Genomic DNA, 18389 nt, shown 5'->3' with positions numbered 1-18389 from the left:
GACACCGGCATGCCGGTACTTTTTTTAGAGTACGGATGAAATTAAACGACAGATGCACTGCCATTTACTTTTCCATTCATGTTGCTCAATATTATATATTTGGGGGGAATACACCATGTCAGCCAAGAAGATGCGTTCCGATATGATCAAAAAAGGTTTTGACCGTGCACCACACCGGAGTTTGCTCCGCGCAGCGGGCGTTAAAGAAGAGGATTTCGGCAAGCCGTTTATTGCCGTATGTAACTCATACATCGATATCGTGCCCGGCCACGTCCACCTTCAGGAATTCGGTAAAATTGTAAAGGATGCTATTCGTGAAGCCGGTGGCGTTCCATTCGAATTCAACACCATCGGAGTAGATGATGGTATTGCCATGGGACACATTGGTATGCGTTACTCGCTGCCAAGCCGTGACATTATCGCGGATTCCGTGGAAACCGTTGTATCTGCACACTGGTTCGACGGCATGGTATGTATCCCGAACTGTGACAAAATCACACCAGGCATGATGATGGGTGCGCTTCGCGTAAACATCCCTACCCTGTTCGTAAGTGGTGGACCAATGAAAGCTGGTCGTGACAGCAATGGTAAAGCTCTTTCCCTGACTTCCGTATTTGAAGGTGTTGGTGCTTACCAAGCAGGTAAAATCGATGATAAGAGCTTGCTTGAACTTGAACAGTTCGGCTGTCCAACATGTGGATCATGTTCCGGTATGTTTACGGCAAACTCCATGAACTGTCTGGCTGAAGCGATGGGACTGGCTATGCCAGGTAACGGAACCATCCTTGCCGTTGCTCCTGAGCGTCGTGAGTTTGTTAAACAATCCGCTACCCAATTGATGGAACTCATCAAAATGGACTTGAAACCACGTGATATCGTAACTGTAGAAGCGATCGATAATGCGTTTGCACTGGATATGGCGATGGGCGGATCTACGAATACAGTACTGCACACGCTGGCACTGGCTCATGAAGCAGGTATCGAGTATCCAATCGAACGTATTAATGAAGTAGCTAACCGCGTTCCGCATCTGGCGAAACTTGCACCTGCTTCCGATCTTCACATCGAAGACGTTCACAATGCAGGCGGCGTAAGTGCAGTGCTGAACGAATTGCTCAAGAAACCAGGCGCAATTCATGGTGACTGCATTACAGTAACAGGTAAAACAATCCGTGAGAACGTTGAAGGACAAGAAATCCAGGATACAAATGTCATTCACCATCTGGATAACCCGCATTCCGAAAAAGGCGGCCTGGCTGTATTGTTTGGTAACCTTGCACCACAAGGCGCTATCATCAAAGTTGGTGCAGTTGATGCTTCGGTTGGTGGATACCACAAAGGTCCTGCCATCTGCTTTGACTCCCAGGAGCAAGCGCTCGAAGGTATTGCTAACGGCAAAGTAAAAGAAGGACATGTTGTTGTTATCCGTTATGAAGGACCAAAAGGCGGACCAGGTATGCCTGAGATGCTGGCTCCTACTTCCCAGATCGTAGGTATGGGATTGGGTGCCAAAGTTGGTCTGATCACCGATGGACGCTTCTCTGGCGCATCCCGTGGAATCAGTATCGGACATATCTCTCCGGAAGCAGCTGAAGGCGGTCCAATCGCCTTTGTTGAAGAAGGGGACATCATTGAATTGGATCTGAACAATCGTATCATCGAATTGCAAATCAGTGACGAAGAGTTCGAACGTCGTCGTGCAGGTTGGAAAGGCTTTGAACCGAAAGTAAAAACCGGTTACCTGGCTCGTTATTCCAAACTGGTTACGAATGCAAGCAACGGTGGCGTACTGAGTATCTAATTCATGATATTCGTTACTTACCTAACGGAAACAGACTTATAAATAAAGGGTTGCTCTTCTGCCAAATCTGGCGAAGGGCAACCCTTTTCTTTTGCTGGTTGGTGTGATCAGTCCGTTTAGTTCCGCTCTGGCAGTATCTCTTGTTCAATTAACAGCGAACCATCTCTGGATTCTTCTACCGTTGCTGTCACCTGCATCGTATGTTGACCGTAACGTTCCAACAGTAGATCCAGCGGCATGGCAATCATCTTGGGTACCAATTGTTCTGTTCGCTGTTTCAGACGTTTGGTTCCTGCCGGGTGGATTACACTTAACAGCAGCTTCAAGTATACTTTGGATGCAGCACTGAACGGTCCAGGAGGCAAGTCTTGTATGGTAAATCCGAATTTTTCTGGGCCTCTGTTAATCATGCTCACACCGTATATCGCCTTGGCAGAGCGTAACTCAGGTTCGAGATCCACCATGCGTGCCAGATCCGGCAATTGCTGTTCCATGGTCCGAATCATGCGAATAGCCAAATGCATACTGGAACGTGATGTCACTCCAAGTTCAAACAACTTCTGATTATCAAAATGCAGTTCAATTACCGGATCTCCGTTTTGAATGACATGGCCCTCACTCATCTCCATTCGTGCTCCGTGATATACACGTGATCTGAAGTGCAGCATTGGGTCCTCTGGCGAAGCCGTCCGCAGATGATATACCCAGTGGAACAACTTCTCCCAGCCCAGCCATAAGGCAACAACGATTCGTTTCCATAGCTTCAATGGTGTTTGTAATTGCGTTTTGTCCTGAGATTGGCTCACTGTGATACCTCCCATCAACGTATCGACGCGTACGCTTTGCAGGCCTAGCCGTTCAGCTTCCTGTAATACGGCTTCCAGCGCCTGAAGCATCTGCTCCGGCGCGTGTGCATCAGCACCAAGGGTCGTTCCTCGATCATGCAGCAGCATGACCTCTCCGCCTCTCAGTTCCTTCAGCATCCGTTCGGTCAATCTCTGGGCACCTACTCGGCTTCTCCAGTCTTCAAACATGGAAGACCACAGTACAATCTTTCGTTCTTTCTTGCTGAAAAAATCAAACAAATTCATAATCCCCCAAGGTGGACGATAATAACAAGTTTTGACGCCGGTTACTTCATGAATAATCTGACCTGTTCGCTGAATCTGATCGCGAACGGTACGTGGCCGCATGAGCCAGTTCGTCTTGTGAATATAATTATGAATGCCAATAAGATGGCCTTCGTCATGTATGCGCTGAATGAGTTCAGGATGACTCGCGGCATGTTCTCCAACGACAAAAAATGTGGCTTTTGCTTGATGCTGACGGAGCAGATCGAGCAGTCTCGGCGTATAGTGTGGATCTGGCCCATCGTCAAACGTTAATGCAAATTGTGTATCACTTCTTCCCCGTCTGAATACACGAAATCCGAAAAGCCTGCTGATCAAACTTGGAATAAAGGCGTAAAAAGATGAAAGATACAATAACCACAGTAGAATACTCTGAAGTATCGTTGTCATGTTGCAAGCTCCCCACTTCTCCTGCTGAATTACGGTGCACTATGGCACTATCTAAAATAAACCGCCTTTAATTTTATCATAGTTCAGACTTTTCTTGAATCCTGTTTTCCCAAAAAGATAGCTATCGTGTACAATAAATACAATCTAATTATTGCCATCAAAGGAGCCATGTCCATGCTACCGCTTTACAAAAAATACGGGCGCACTGTCTTTGACATCGCGTTGCTCGTATTAACCGTGTATGTGATCATGTACGGTTTCAGTCAATTATACCAAGTGGCTGCACCAGTTTTTCTCTCATTCATCGTCTATTGGATGATTGAACCGCTGGCCAAATTTTTACATCGCAAAGGATTGCCCAAGACACTTGGAGCCGCCATCTCCGTCTTGTTGTTTCTTGCTTTGATTGTCGCTGCCTTTTTTGGGGTAGGCCTGATTATCATTTCACAAATTTCCAATCTTCAAGATAATTTCCCCGTATACATTGAAATGATACAACGTGAATTCACCAACCTGGTGTTATTCATTCAGGACAAGTCAGATGCTCTCCCTGATGGGATTATGGAAAAAGCGAATGATTATTTTGCTACACTGACCGGGTTCCTATCCAAATGGGTAACTAGCGGAGCGCAATTCGTTGTAGGCTTCCTCAGTTCATTCTCTTCGTTTATTACGAACTTCGGAATTGCGATTATTCTCGCATTCTTTCTCAGCATCGAGATTGAATCCTGGCGCAAGTTCGCCCGTGCGAAAACGCCCAAAACATTAAAGTTAGCTATTGAATTCATGCGTAATCACGTGTTCAAGACGATCCGCTCATATCTGAAGGCACAGATGATCATGATGCTCATTACGTTTGTATTGATTTATGCAGGTTTGGTGATTTTGGGAACCTCTAACGCCTTTACCATTGCAGCAGTCTGTGCCGTCTTTGATCTGGTACCATTGCTTGGCGTTCCTGTTGTATTCATTCCATGGATCGTCTACTTGTTTATTATAGGCAATAGTAGCCTGGCCATCGGCCTGATTGTGATTCTGGCAGTGACAATGCTGACACGACAGTTGCTGGAACCGAAAATATCAGGTAACTCGATTGGTGTATCTTCGGCGTACTTGATGCTTTCGTTTATGCTGATCTCCCTTTCGATCTTTGGCCTGGCTGGTGTAGTGTTATCTCCAGTGCTTCTGATCCTTCTGAAAGAACTGTTACAACAAGGATACCTGCAAAAGTGGATTCACCTGCCAAAAGATGAATTTGAGTCATCTCCATTGGTCATGGACCCACCCGTTAATAAGGCCTCATCGAATTCTGCCGAGTCTACTGTACAACGTCCCGTTCCTGCGAAGGATCATGAGGACTCCGCCAAATAGTCCATCACCTTCCTGAAGAGAGCTGTCGCCTGATGATGGCTGTCTGGAGAGACATTTTGGACAAGAACAGCTACGGCGTACTTGGGTTGTTCTATCGGTCCATAACCAATGAACCATTGATTGTTACGCTTCTCCCCATGTTTCTGTACCTGAGCTGTACCTGACTTCCCTGCAACATGCCACCGCGCACGCTGCAGGGATTTTCCTGTTCCCTCACGGACTACCTTATTCATCCAGGATAACAGTTTATGCGCTGTTGCGGGAGCAATCTGTCCTGCTGCTGAAGGTGAATCATGCAAGGGCATCTCCAGCATGGTGCCACCATCCGCATATCGGATGCGCTTAACGAGACGTGGGGCACTAACCTTTCCATCATGTAACAGTGTAACGATCAGATTGGCAGCTTGCAGCGGTGTGACCAAGACATCCCGCTGACCAATTGCTGTCTGTATTTTTGCACCTTCATCAGCAGAAGAAACAGCCTCTGTTCTCACACGCCCGTGATCCTCATGATCAAAGTGTCGTAACACGGGCATTCCTGCCATCTGCTTCCCCTCCCAGCCAATCGGACGCGCGAGTCCCAGACGATCAGCCGTGTTCTCCAGTTGTTCCATACTAAGCCTGCGCGCTGTTTCCGCGAATACGATGTTACAAGACTCAGCGAATCCTTGCTCCAGATTCAGGTCTCCATGCCCATGCTCCTTCCAGCAAGACAGCCCATATCTTCCGTACTCGCCACCGCAATGGAATTCTTCTCCGTTAGAAACCGCATGATACTCCAAAGCGGCAGCTGCAGTGACAATTTTGAAAATGGAACCCGGTACGGCTCCCTGTACTGCACGATTCCCCCAGGCCGATTGCTTGGGGTCCACATGTTGGGGCTGATAAAAAGGGCGGGAGATCATGGCGCGAACATCTGCGTTAGCGGCATCTAACACAACAATGGCCCCTTCTTGTAATCCAGATTCTTGCGTCAACTCCTCCAACCCACGCTGTAACTCAGCATCCACAGTGGTTTCTACACGTAAAGGATAATGGCTATTGGCCGGTGCAATGACGTGCGGCTGAATATCAGGGATAATCTCCCCACCACCCGAGACCATACGTGATACAAGCGTGGGGCCAATTCCCCTTAACAGGGGTTCAAGTGTCCTCTCCAGTCCAGCTGCTCCTGATTTCATGGCAAATGGCTGTTTCACTTCATCCTGATGCGCAGTTAGTCCTTTGGAGGACTCAGGCTGTTCAGCCAGATAACCCATCCACTGCATTCCTGTATGCCCCTGAAGATACCTTGTCATCATCGGATAGATGCCAGCTCCTTGCAGGTGCAAACTACGTATGCGCTCCACCTGAGCAGCTGTCAAATGAACAGGCTGATGTGTACCTGCTGTCCAGAAATGAGGTATACTTTCCTGATTCCATTCCTTCTTCAATTGATCCAGATCGGTATGTAAAATAGTTGCCAACTGTATCATCTCGGAGCCTTCTAATGCCCCTTGCTTGCGTAATTTCTCTAATGGACTTGCCTGTGGAAAAAGAACCAATCCCCATTGCAGCTTACCGGTCAACGCCTCACCCTTGTAATCCGTAAATTGTCCCCGCCCCGGGTCAAGCATCACCCCGCGTTCACGCTGCAATACAGACATTTCACGTACCGTTCGGTGAAATCCAGGCATCGTCTGATTCACCTGAACAATCTGGACCCATGCCAATCGTAATATAAGCAATCCAAAGACAAGAGTTAGAAGAATACAAGTTATATAGATTCGCCGTTTCGCAAGGAGATGCATCCCAATCTCACCTTTTGTCGTTTTGACATATTATTGCTGATATGGCTTGGAATTATCCGGTAAACAAAAAGAAAACCTGTCCCATGTGCGGGACAGGTTCTCCTCATTTCAACCTTGGCTTGTTACACCGTAAAGCGTGACAAGGTTTCTTTCAGTTCAGTAGACACATTCTCCAGTTTGCCAGACAGATTGACCAACTGGTTACTGATATTTTGCTGTTCACTGCTCAAGGAAGCTACTTCCTGGGACGTTGCAGAAGATTCTTCAGCTACAGCGCTGACATTGCTCATGGCTTCAGACAACGTACCTTGAGATTTGTTTAAATCTCCAATAGAACCTGTCACCATGCCCAGACGTTCCACAAATGCACCCATCTGTTCCTGTACGGAAGCAAAGATGACGTTGGTATCTTTAACCGCATCCATCTGTTCCTTGAATAACGGATAAGCTGCCGACAAAGCATCCACGGTCTCATTCATTTCAGTCATGATTTTGTCTGTAATCTCTCCAACCATCTCAATGGATTGTCTGGATTGAGCCGCAAGCTGACGAACCTCATCAGCCACCACCATGAATCCGCGCCCGGCTGCACCGGCACGTGCTGCTTCAATGGTTGCATTCAGGGAAAGGATATTCGTCTGTTTCGTTATGTTTTGCAGCACTTCAAGCACTTTCAGAACAGAAGACGTACTCTCTTTCAGCGAATCAACCTTATTCACCAGTGCACCAATCATTTCTTCTGTCTTCTGGGTTTTGGTCATCAACTGATTCAGATGTTGTGTTCCTGTCTGACTGGACTTCTCTACATGACGAGCAGAATCACCCATCTGTTCATTAGCAGCGATTACACTCTGCATCTGACGAGAGATATTGTCAGTTAATTCATTGCCACGTTCCGCTTCGGTTGCCAAACTGCCTGCACCGCCTGCGATCTCTTCTGTAGCTACGGCAATCTCCGAAGCAGACACAGCCGTTTTCTTGGATGCACTGCTCAGCTCAGAGGCCGTATCCAATACTTCCTGCGCAGAACGATTGGTTTGTTCCACCAGCTTAGTAATCTGCTCCATCATCAGATTGAAGGCGGTCGAGAGCTGACCAATTTCATCCTGGGAGCTATATGGTGTACGAACTTTAAGATTACCTTTCGCACCTTCCTGCATCAGGTCTTTCAATTTGCCGAGTGGACGAGCGATCATACGCACCATCCAGATCCCGATCAATACTGCAATCCCCGCATCAATCAGCGCCATCCACAGGGTCAAAGTCAGAATGCCTTTTGCGTCCTGAACCAAAACTGAGGTAGGTATCATACCAACCAGTTTCCAATTGGATGTATCCATCGTACTGTATACAGCCAGCATTTCCGTAGATTTGCCATCTACCGTATACTCCGTATTCGTGCTACCTGCTGGTTCGGTCAACTCTTTGACAAATGCAAGCTCTGTATCTTGTCCTGTACGATCCGAGATGGAGGATGCAACCACTTTATTATCCGGAGCAATCAGTTGAAGAATAGCTCCTGGCCCCAGATCAAGCGATTTCAATTGTTCCTCCAAAACTTCCAGTTTCAGTTCAATAACCAGAACATACGATTGAGTAGTCCCCTGCAAGTTTTTCATGGAACGTGCAATTTTGAACGTTGACGTTGAGCCGTCTTCCTTGATCTCTGTTGGAAGCCAGCGATAACCTCCCGCCTCAATCAACTCACTGTACCATGCTTCCTGGCGAATGCTGCCCATGGAGGAGCTGTTGCTACCGGTACCCATAATGGACTTCGTATCGTCCGTAGGTACCAAATAAATCGCTTCCATGGATTTATTCGTAAATGCAACGTTGGACAATTGCTTGTTGATCGAACTTGTATTCACGAAAGTATCATACGCAGTCAAATTCTTATCTGACATTTTTTGTAGCAAGGACTGCATTTCTGGATCAAAGAAAATCTGTGTGGATGTATCCACAAATCTCTCCAAAATAATGTCCATTTTTTGTTTGGTCTGATCAATGGTTTCCTGATTGGCACGTGAGGCATTTTTCTCTATCGTACCCTTGGCTTTCGAATAGGATAATAGACCCAAACTCACTACAAAAATCATAATTGCCGCAAAAAAGATCAAGAACAGTTTAACCCCTACGGATTTAACCGGATTTGCCTTTTTAATCTGTTGGAAAGAAGCCCCCCCAAAGTTTTTCCAATCACGATTTTTCAACTGTTTCTTCACCCAATCAGTCTTGAGCCAGCCCAGCTTGAGTTTGCTACGATCAATCTTAGACATTCTTTTGCCATTACCTGTCATTTTGCTTTTGACTACTTTTTCTTTCTTCACTTTCTGAACCTGCTCAGGGTTAACCTGCTCGGCTTTTGTCACTTGCTCCCCACTGTCTTCCTGCTTCTTTTGAACCAATCCCATTCACCTGCCAGTAATTTACTTGTTAGATTTTTCTTTCTCTCCCCTATAAATATGTAGTATTCGACAGTTTTCTTCGTTCCCCTTTCACTTTCCAGAAATATTTTACAACTTTATTCCTATTTTTCTATAAAAAAAAGACCCCCATCTGCCGATATACGGAGGTCCCCATGTAAATTTCATAACACTATTTTGTTAAATCATAATACAATATTGACACATTGTAGGTATTTTAGCCTACTTCTTTTTTCTCATCATATTGAAATACGAAACCGGTTGATCTACCTTCATTTTAATCAGTTGCAACGGGTGACGAGCAGCATCTAGAACATTGCCCTCTTCATCCTGTATTTCGCCGACCACCTGTTTGAAAAAGTGACCTCCCGGACCGAAAAATTCGATTTCCTGTCCTGGTTTGAAGTGATTGCGCTGTTGAATGGTTGCCATTCCTGTGACAGCATCATACCCCATGACCAAGCCAGCGAAGTCAAAAGGTACAGCCTTTTCTTCCGGTTCATAGATATGATCTTCATGGTCTGGTGTATCATAGAAAAATCCGGTATTGAGCGGACGATTTGCCGCTTTGTTCATTTCTTCAACCCATTCAGGTTTCAGAACATAGTTGTCCGGGTCGGCCATATAAGCGTCAATGGCTTGACGGTATACGTTAACCACGGTTGCCACGTAGTGGATCGATTTCATACGTCCTTCGATCTTGAAACTGTCCACACCCACATCAATCAACTCGGGAATATGGCCAATCATGCACAGATCCTTAGATCCCATGGAGAATGAATTATCCTGTTCCTGGAACAGGGGAAGCTGGTTCTCACCCAGTTTGAATGGCGCAGGTGCCTTCATCTGCATGTCCTCTTCGCTGACCCAGACCGTATCTTCTCTCGCATCCTCGAACAGATCATACTTCCAGCGACAAGACTGGCAACAGCCACCCCGGTTGGAATCACGATCCGTAAAATGGTTGGAGAGCACGCAACGTCCGGAATACGAGGAACACATCGCCCCGTGAATAAAGGCTTCAATTTCAATATCCACATTGGCCTTGATCTCTTCAATCTCTTCGAAGCTGGTCTCACGTCCGAGAACAACTCGCGGAAGTCCTTCCTCTTTCCAGAACTTCACGGCTTGCCAGTTGAGTGTGGATTGTTGAGTACTTAGATGTACCTCAAGGCCCGGCACAGCACAAAGAGCTACTTCAATGATAGCCGGATCAGCTACGATGATCGCAGAGATCCCCGCATTATAGAGGTTTTGCAAGTATGTTTCGATCCCCTCAACATCCTCATTATGTGCGTAGATGTTCGTCGCTACGAACACTTTGGCTCCATACTTTTTGGCAAACTCCACACCTTCACGCATCTCTTCAAAGCTGAAGTTATCCGCGTTGGAACGTAGTCCATAGGCCTGTCCACCGATATATACGGCGTCTGCACCGTAATGGATCGCAAATTTCAGTTTTTCCAGATTACCCGCCGGAGCTAGCAACTCCGGTTTGTCCAGACGGTTACGTTTACCCGAGAACTTCCGCTGTACCGCCACTGTTTCCATTCTGTTCACCTCATCTATTAATACACTTGTTCTTTATAGAAAAATCCAAACGACAATTCACGTTCAGGGTCCTGTAACTTCCGCACCTCATCCAGCCACTCTTCAGAGAAAGCATATGCATCAGCATCGGCTACATAACTGTCAATCGCTGTCCGATATGCACGTACAACAGCTTCATTGTAGGTAAGTGATTTTAACATACCTTCGATTTTGAAACTGTTCACACCCGCCTCCATCAACAGATGAAGATCTTCGAGGATACATATATCCTCAGAGCTCATAATGTGCGTGCCGTTCATGTCCTCATAGATCGGAAATTTCTCATCCCGGCGTTCAGCCTCAATCAGGAACAATCCACGTTCTTTCCCAAGATCTCCCTCGACTGTCCGTCCTTGATGAGCCATGTAACTTTGCACCAGACTGCGCTTGGAATGATAAATATTCGTCATCCCATGCACCTGAACCTGCGCTTCCACCTTCAAAAAAGGAACCATTTCCGTTAACTCGTCCATATTCAACTCACGGGCAAGCACAACACGACTAGCTCCCTTGGTTCCCCAATAGTTGGCCGTCGCATAGTTCGTTGAAGTCATCTCCGCATTCCAGTGCAGCTTCACATGTGGTGCGTATTCCTTCATGGTAGCCAGCACGGATGGATCATTAAACTCCACACCATCAATACCGGTTCTGCCAAGTGCTTGAACATATTCAGGCAATTCTTTCAACAGTTCGTTGGACATCAGATTAGTCATGGATACATACACACGCGCCTGATGTTTGGCTGCAATTGCAACCACCTCTGCTGTCTCTTCCACGCTAAAACTGCCTGGAAGACGCATGCCGAATCGATCATCTCCAATGACCAAAGCATCTGCTCCAGCCTGAAGCAGCACTTCTGCCTCTTTCACATTCGCTGCTGTAACGAGCAGTTCATGTTTCTTACTCATATAATCCCCTCCGCTTATTGCGCAGCCTTACTTTTGGCTATATTTTGCTGATGTTCCTTATACGTTTTGGCAAACAGATGTCCGGACGAGCCATCCTTTTTTGTCACATAGAACAGATACTCCGAAGCTTCCGGATTTAGCGCTGCCTCAATGGACGGAAGACTTGGACTGGCAATTGGACCTGGTGGCAAGCCTTTGTTCAGATACGTATTATAGGGACTTTTCACCTTTAGATCCTTGAAAAACAATCGTTCCTTCGGTTTGTCGAGCAGATATTGCACGGTAGCATCAATCTCCAGCTTCATATCCTGATTGATCCGATTGTAGATTACACCTGCAACCAGAGCACGCTCCTCGTCCACCACAACTTCTTTCTCCACGAGTGAAGCAATCGTCAGCAGTTCATGAAGGGAAAGGTTCTTTTCCTGAAGCTTGGCTTCCAAATCAGGAATGGAATTAATCTTAGTCTGGAATTCTTCCAGCATCCGTTGCATCACATCATACGTGGAGCTTCCCTTTTTCAGCTCATACGTCTCCGGGAATAGATACCCTTCCAATACGTAGCGAAGTTCTTCATCCACTGGAATATCTTTGATGATATCTACATCAAAGGCCGAAGGATCATTGGCCAGCTTGATGAATTCATCCCGATCTACAACATGCTCATAAGAAAGCTTACCCGCCATTTGCAGAACGTTATAACCCTCCGGAATCGTAAATTTCACCATTTCTTCCGGTACAACTTCGCCGCTACTCAGCTTGCTAACAATCTCATCATATGTCACGCCAGGATTCATAGAATATGTACCCGCCATGAAATTAGAACCTAGTTTCTTCCACTTTAAATACCCTTTGAAGGTTAACCCGCTTCGAATAAGCCCTTCTTCTTGAAGCTGATCCGCGATATTCGAAGTTCCCGATCCGCTCTTAATCTCGAATACGACCGGTTCTGTAGAAGCTTCCACAGGACGCATCATACTCCATACGTAACCGCCTGCGCCTCCGGCAAGAACTACAATGATAAGCAGTATGACTACAATTGCTTTCCCTTTCAAAAAAGAAACAACTCCTTTACACAACCAAAAAGAGCGGACTTCTCCGCCCTCCCGGTTTCTTCAATTTGAAGCTGATTAATCTTCGTCAATGGGGAGAGTACATTCATCATACAGTTCCGAGATGCTCTCCCACTCATCATCATCGTCGATTGTAACTAACTCCGGCATGATCTGGTCTTCACTTCCAGGTGATACACGCAGAAGTTCAACCTCGTCATAAGGTCGCAACGAACTGCGGAGCACCGCGTACTGCTGACCGCCCACTTCGAACTCAGCCAACAAGTCATACGGTTGTGATTTACCGTTCTCTTCTTCGAGCTCAACATGAGCACCGAATGCCAGACGCAGTGAATCTGTCCATTTCAGGTCTTTGCGGCTATATTCCGTCATTTAGTTCGCTTCCTCTTCATCTTCAGCAAGAAATGTATTAAACGTCTCCTCGACGATATCCCACTCGGCATCATCTTGGATGACGAAAAGTTTAATATCGTCGCCCTCTTCTTCATAACGGAACGCATAAACATCCGTTTCGCCATCTTCAGGTTCAACCGGAGCAACCATCATGTACTTGGCCTCCGAACCGTCTACTTCGAACTTCATGATGACTTCGAATTCCTCTTCATTACCCTCGTCATCCGCAATGTAAATAATTTCCGCTTCTTCTTCCATACCCAGTTGATCTTCAGCCATTGTTGATCCCCCTCACCTTCTACTATTGGCATCCAAATAATTTTGCAAAATCAAGCTTGCGGCTATTTTGTCCACAACCTGCTTGCGTTTTTTTCGACTGACATCCGCTTCGATCAGCGTACGTTCTGCTGCCATGGTTGTCAGCCGTTCATCCCAAAGGTGAACAGGTAAATTCAGTTCATCCCGCAGGCGTTCGGCAAAAGCAATGCATATCTCACCGCGCGGTCCTACGGTGCCGTTCATGTTTTTGGGAAGTCCGACTACGATCTCACTAATCTCATGCTCACGCACAAGTTCGGCAATCCGAGCGAACTCGCCTTCATCACGGCGGCGTTCTAGCACTTCCAATCCCTGGGCAGTCCAACCGAAGGCGTCACTCGCGGCAACTCCGATTCTTCGGTCCCCATAGTCCAAACCTAATATTTTCATCCATGCTCTCCCATCCTGGGGCCTGCTCAGGTCGATTACAAATAATCGCCTTCTCAAGCTTCAGGCTGTCTTCTGTCGGTTCATTTCCCGCTGTCTGCATGGCTGCAACACAGCGGAAGCGGCGTACATTACCGGTGATTGGCCAGATAGGAACGTACAAGCTCTTCAATCAGCTCATCGCGCTCCTTTTTACGGACCAGACTACGTGCGTTGTTGTGACGAGGAATGTATGCCGGGTCTCCGGAAATCAGATACCCAACAATCTGGTTGATCGGATTATAATCCTTATCGACCAATGCATCATATACCGTGAGAAGAATCTCTTTGGATGATGCTTCCTGTTCGTCACCTTTCACATTAAATTTAACCGTCTTATCCATGGAGTCCATTGATGACACCTCGCTCCTGCATGAACATGGGGACCATGTCCTGCCGAATTGATTTCTGTTTATATAATAACATATTCTGACTGCCACAAGTAAACAAAGGATAAGGCAATTGTGTTTTTTGCTTGTCCTTTACTGGCTAACCAGTGAAACCGCCACTTTCAGCGCTTCATCCAGCTTGGTCGCATCCTTGCCTCCGGCTTGCGCCATATCTGGACGTCCACCGCCGCCACCGCCGCATACTGCTGCGACTTCTTTGACGATTTTGCCTGCGTGCAGTCCTTGTTTTACTTGTTCAGCAGGTACCGCTACAACAAAATTCACTTTGCCATCCGCTGGAGCACCCAATACGAGTACGGCGTTAGGCAATTTAACTTTCAACTCATCTGCCACTGTGCGAAGCGCATCCATGTTCGGAGCATCTACACGTACTGCCAGCAATTGTGTATTTCCTGCTTGTACCACTTGATCGGTCAGTTGACCCGCTTCCATGGCACTCAGCTTGCTTTGCAGGGATTCAGTCTCTCTGGCTGCTTCTTTCAGTTGCAGGTTCAGACCTTCAATCCGTTTAGGTACATCAGCCACATTGGCTTTGAGCAGCGTTGCTGATTGTTTGAGCAATTCCAACTGGCTTTCCACATACAGATATGCGCCACGGCCAGTTACCGCTTCGATCCGACGAACGCCTGAGCCGATTCCGCTCTCGCTCACCAGTTTGAAGATTCCAATCTCTGAAGTATTATTTACGTGACAGCCGCCACAAAGTTCCAAACTGTAGTCTCCAACTTGAACGACACGCACAATATCTCCATATTTTTCGCCAAACAGGGCCATCGCACCCATTTCTTTGGCTTCATCAATAGCTTTCAGCTCGATGTTTACGTTCAGACGATTCCAGATCTGTTCGTTCACCTGACGCTCAATCTCTGTCAACTCTTCCGGTGTGATGCTGCCGAAGTGGGAGAAGTCAAACCGCAGACGTTGTGGATCCACAAGTGATCCCGCCTGATTGACGTGAGTTCCCAATACGTCTTTGAGTGCTTTGTGCAACAAGTGGGTTGCCGTATGGTTTTTAATAATTGCACCGCGCTTAGACGCATCCACCTCAGCCTTAATCACTTCACCCACACGCAGTTCACCGGACTCCACAGTCACCAGATGTACATGTTGTCCAAGTGGAGCTTTGAACAAACCTTGTACTTTCGCTGATACACCCGCACCTCGCAGCAAGCCCTGATCACTCACTTGACCGCCACTTTCTGCGTAGAACGGAGTCTTGTCCAGAACAACCTGACACGTCTGTCCTTCGCCTACAGATTCAACAAGGGCGTCACCAGCTACGATGGCTACCACTTTTGCTTCCGTCAACAGGTCAGTATAACCAACAAACTCGCTTTTAACCTCCAGGTCAGCAAGTGGTCCGCCTTGAACTTTCATGCTCTCGTTCTCTTGACGCCCAGCACGTCCAAGCTCACGTTGTTTCTGCATGGAAGCATCAAAACCTTCACGATCCACAGTCAGACCATGCTCTGCGGCATAATCTTCTGTCAGGTCAAACGGGAAACCGTATGTGTCATACAGTTTGAAAGCTTCAGGTCCGCTAATAACCGTGCGTCCTTCGGATTTGGCAGTGCCACTGATATCAGCCAGAATAGCTAGACCATCTGTGAGTGTTTCGTGGAAACGCTCTTCCTCGGTTTTGATTACTTTGGCGATGAACTCCTGTTTGTCTACGACCTCAGGGTAGTACATGCCCATCACTTCACCAACGGTTGTTGTCAATTCATACAGGAATGGACGGTCAAGTCCAAGCACTTTCCCATAACGAACTGCACGACGAAGCAAGCGACGGATGACATATCCACGTCCTTCATTACTTGGCAGAACGCCATCACCTACTGCAAAGGCAACCGTACGGATATGATCGGCAATGACTTTCAGTGCAACATCGATCTCTACGCTGTCGTTATATTTCACACCCGCAAGAGCGGCTGTTCTTTGAATCATCGGTTGGAACAGGTCTGTGTCGAAGTTGGAATCCACATTTTGCAGAATGGAAGCAAAACGCTCCAAACCTGCACCTGTATCAATATTTTTGTTAGGTAGCGGTGTGTAGCTACCATCTTTGTTATGGTTGAACTGGGAGAATACCAGGTTCCATACTTCCAGATAACGTTCGTTTTCCCCACCTGGATACATCTCGGGATCACTCATGTCGTTTCCGTAAGCTTCACCGCGGTCATAGAAGATCTCGGTACAAGGTCCACATGGGCCTTCGCCGATATCCCAGAAGTTTTCATCCAATTTGATGATACGCTCCGCAGGCAATCCCACTTTTTCGTTCCACAGTTTGAATGCTTCCTCATCTTCCGGATACACCGTTACGGACAGGCGTTCCGGATCAAATCCGATCCACTCTTTGCTTGTCAGGAACTCCCATGCCCATGTAACGGTCTCTTCCTTGAAGTAATCTCCAATAGAGAAGTTGCCGAGCATTTCGAAGAACGTATGGTGACGACGCGTTTTGCCGACATTTTCAATATCATTGGTACGGATACACTTTTGGGAGTTCGCAAGGCGCGGGTTCTCCGGCTTCTCACGTCCGTCAAAATAAGGCTTGAGCGGTGCCATACCCGCATTAATCCACAGAAGAGAAGGATCGTTGTGAGGCACGAGCGATGCGCTAGGCTCGATTTTGTGACCTTTACTTGCAAAAAACTCTATCCATTTGGACCGGATTTCACTGGCTTTCATACTGGATGCCCCCATTAAATTATAATAGTCCGTTGCGTATTCGCTCCGGTTGGTCAACATTACTTTTGTAAAAAGAAACACAAAAAACGCCCCTGAATAATCAGGGACGATGTTATCGCGGTACCACCCTGGTTATTGCTGTTCATCCCTTGCTGCCCGGACAAACAAACAATCTCCTCGTTAATGCGAAATAACGGTCGCTCCCGGCAGGGTTGTCCTGCACTCCGAAATTAGCTTTCCGCCGCTTCATCTTTCAAGACTCTTCCAGCCATCAGTTCAGGCTCACCCTGATCCGAAGAAGTCTATTCTCTGAGGAAAGGAACTCTCGGCGTACTTTATTTCATCATCGATTTCCTGTTCTAAACATATACACTCATTATATCGGTAGCACAAGCGGGTGTCAACGCGGCTTCCTTGATGTTTTAACCCTACTATTTAGTCAGTCCTTCGTTTGATGTAATAGGCGAAAAAGTGTTGCACAATCACCTTCAGCACGGCAAAAACAGGTACTGCCAGAATTAAACCTACAATACCTGCCAATTCACCTCCGACGAGCAGTGCAAATATAATCGACAGTGGATGCAGATGCAACGTACGCCCCACCACCTGAGGAGAAATAACATTACTCTCCAACACCTGGCACAGTGTGTTCACAATGACAACAAGTAACACCATTTTGAACGATACCGTCGATGCCATGACCACAGCAGGGGCAGCACCAAGGAACGGCCCCAAGTAGGGCACAATGTTAAACACCGCCACAATACTCGCAAGCAGTAGGGCATACGGCATATCAATCACGATATAACCAATGTAGGCAAAGATACCAACAATGACACAGACAATAAACTGTCCCCGAATGTAGTTTCCCAGTGCAGTATCGATCTCTTTCATCACCGAGACAATCGCTTTACGACGTGAACGCGGAAGATACGCCACAATGGTGCGCTCGAATACCTCAAAGTCTTTTAACATGTAGAAGATCAGAAATGGCACGATAAACACATTGAATAACACATTAATGGTCGCCCCGATATTGTCCATGAGCACGGCAATTCCCTGAGTTAGTCGATCCTCCATCTGAAAAAACCAACTGTTCATGCCTGTTCGCACACTTGGCGGCATTAATTTGTGATCCATATTGTTCATCAAGCTCTGGGCACGCATGGACAGTTCCGGCATATGTTCGTTGAGTTCTTCCAGCTGTTCAATCAATACCGGAATGACATTCATCAGAATGACACCGAGGCAGGTCAGGAAAAAGGCATATATGAGCAGGACCGCAATCGTACGCGGCACCTTGCGCCCTCCCAGCATGCTGACAATCGGATTAAGTACATAGGATATGATAAGGGCTACGATAAAGGGTGCCAGCACTGTTTTCAGGAACGCATATATGTGAAGCAGTAAAGGCCGCAGCAGCCAAATAAAATATAAAATGATCAATCCGAGCAGCAGCCAGATCGCGTAACGGAACACCTTGTTTTTGGTTAATTGCTCCACTTGCATCTCTCCTTTTGGACTGGCTCTGAGAGTCAGTATATGTAGGAAAGGTAGTATTTATTAACACAGCGCAGAAGTGGAAAGGAGCAATCTGAACATTTTTTCTTAAACCCAAAAAAACGCCTCCTTCATCAGAGAAGGAAGCGCATTTTGCAGTACAGGTTAGCAT

General features: G+C 46.8%; 14 protein-coding genes. 2 read left to right on the top strand and 12 right to left on the bottom strand.

The genetic code is table 11. From position 1 onward, the window contains the following. Window positions 1-115 precede the first annotated feature (115 nt). Window positions 116-1801 (top strand): dihydroxy-acid dehydratase, encoded by a 1686-nt coding sequence (ilvD, locus tag D829_RS0100320; protein ID WP_017686829.1) that lies wholly within the window; start codon window positions 116-118, stop codon window positions 1799-1801. A 116-nt stretch (window positions 1802-1917) separates the two neighbouring features. Here the strand turns inward: ilvD and D829_RS0100315 are convergent, their stop codons facing one another. Further along, a complete protein-coding gene (locus tag D829_RS0100315; RefSeq protein WP_017686828.1) occupies window positions 1918-3321 on the bottom strand; it encodes a polysaccharide deacetylase family protein in 1404 nt (467 codons plus the stop codon). Between the two features lie 174 nt (window positions 3322-3495). On the opposite strand from D829_RS0100315, the gene D829_RS0100310 reads away from it, so the two are divergent. Beyond that, the gene (locus tag D829_RS0100310) at window positions 3496-4692 is read left to right on the top strand and encodes an AI-2E family transporter (protein ID WP_017686827.1); all 1197 of its coding nucleotides are present in this window, start codon (window positions 3496-3498) and stop codon (window positions 4690-4692) included. On the opposite strand, the gene D829_RS0100305 is transcribed toward D829_RS0100310, so the two are convergent. From D829_RS0100305 to D829_RS0100255, 11 genes are all read right to left on the bottom strand, one after another. Further along, window positions 4671-6482 (bottom strand): penicillin-binding protein 2, encoded by a 1812-nt coding sequence (locus D829_RS0100305; RefSeq protein ID WP_026080924.1) that lies wholly within the window; start codon window positions 6480-6482, stop codon window positions 4671-4673. The two genes, D829_RS0100310 and D829_RS0100305, sit on opposite strands and share 22 nt — an antisense overlap. A 122-nt stretch (window positions 6483-6604) precedes the next feature. Then, complete coding sequence (locus tag D829_RS0100300; protein ID WP_017686825.1) at window positions 6605-8887, bottom strand: methyl-accepting chemotaxis protein; 2283 nt, start codon at window positions 8885-8887, stop codon at window positions 6605-6607. Between the two features lie 240 nt (window positions 8888-9127). Then, entirely contained in the window at window positions 9128-10456 is a 1329-nt protein-coding gene (locus tag D829_RS0100295) for a U32 family peptidase (RefSeq protein ID WP_017686824.1), read from the bottom strand. Between the two features lie 17 nt (window positions 10457-10473). Next, window positions 10474-11403 carry a peptidase U32 family protein gene (locus tag D829_RS0100290; protein WP_017686823.1) on the bottom strand — a complete coding sequence of 310 codons (930 nt, stop codon included), beginning with the start codon at window positions 11401-11403 and terminating at the stop codon, window positions 10474-10476. 14 nt (window positions 11404-11417) lie between these two features. Next, a complete protein-coding gene (gene mltG, locus D829_RS0100285; protein ID WP_026080923.1) occupies window positions 11418-12443 on the bottom strand; it encodes an endolytic transglycosylase MltG in 1026 nt (341 codons plus the stop codon). Between the two features lie 90 nt (window positions 12444-12533). Next, a complete protein-coding gene (locus D829_RS0100280; RefSeq protein ID WP_017686821.1) occupies window positions 12534-12848 on the bottom strand; it encodes a DUF1292 domain-containing protein in 315 nt (104 codons plus the stop codon). Further along, window positions 12849-13148 (bottom strand): DUF1292 domain-containing protein, encoded by a 300-nt coding sequence (locus D829_RS0100275; RefSeq protein ID WP_017686820.1) that lies wholly within the window; start codon window positions 13146-13148, stop codon window positions 12849-12851. A 12-nt stretch (window positions 13149-13160) separates the two neighbouring features. Next, window positions 13161-13577: a Holliday junction resolvase RuvX gene (gene ruvX, locus D829_RS0100270; protein ID WP_017686819.1), complete on the bottom strand. Its 417-nt coding sequence runs from the start codon at window positions 13575-13577 to the stop codon at window positions 13161-13163. Window positions 13578-13705: 128 nt separating this feature from the next. Further along, window positions 13706-13966: an IreB family regulatory phosphoprotein gene (locus D829_RS0100265; protein ID WP_017686818.1), complete on the bottom strand. Its 261-nt coding sequence runs from the start codon at window positions 13964-13966 to the stop codon at window positions 13706-13708. A gap of 129 nt (window positions 13967-14095) precedes the next feature. Beyond that, window positions 14096-16717: an alanine--tRNA ligase gene (alaS, locus tag D829_RS0100260; RefSeq protein ID WP_017686817.1), complete on the bottom strand. Its 2622-nt coding sequence runs from the start codon at window positions 16715-16717 to the stop codon at window positions 14096-14098. Window positions 16718-17152: 435 nt separating this feature from the next. After that, on the bottom strand, window positions 17153-18220 hold the full coding sequence (locus D829_RS0100255; protein WP_017686816.1) for an AI-2E family transporter: 1068 nt from the start codon (window positions 18218-18220) through the stop codon (window positions 17153-17155). Window positions 18221-18389 lie beyond the last annotated feature (169 nt).

This window comes from Paenibacillus sp. PAMC 26794, from assembly GCF_000316035.1.
Classification (GTDB): Bacteria; Bacillota; Bacilli; order Paenibacillales; family Paenibacillaceae; genus Paenibacillus.
The sequence above is the reverse complement of the archived record's forward strand: the minus strand, read 5'-3'. Positions and strand labels throughout refer to the sequence as shown.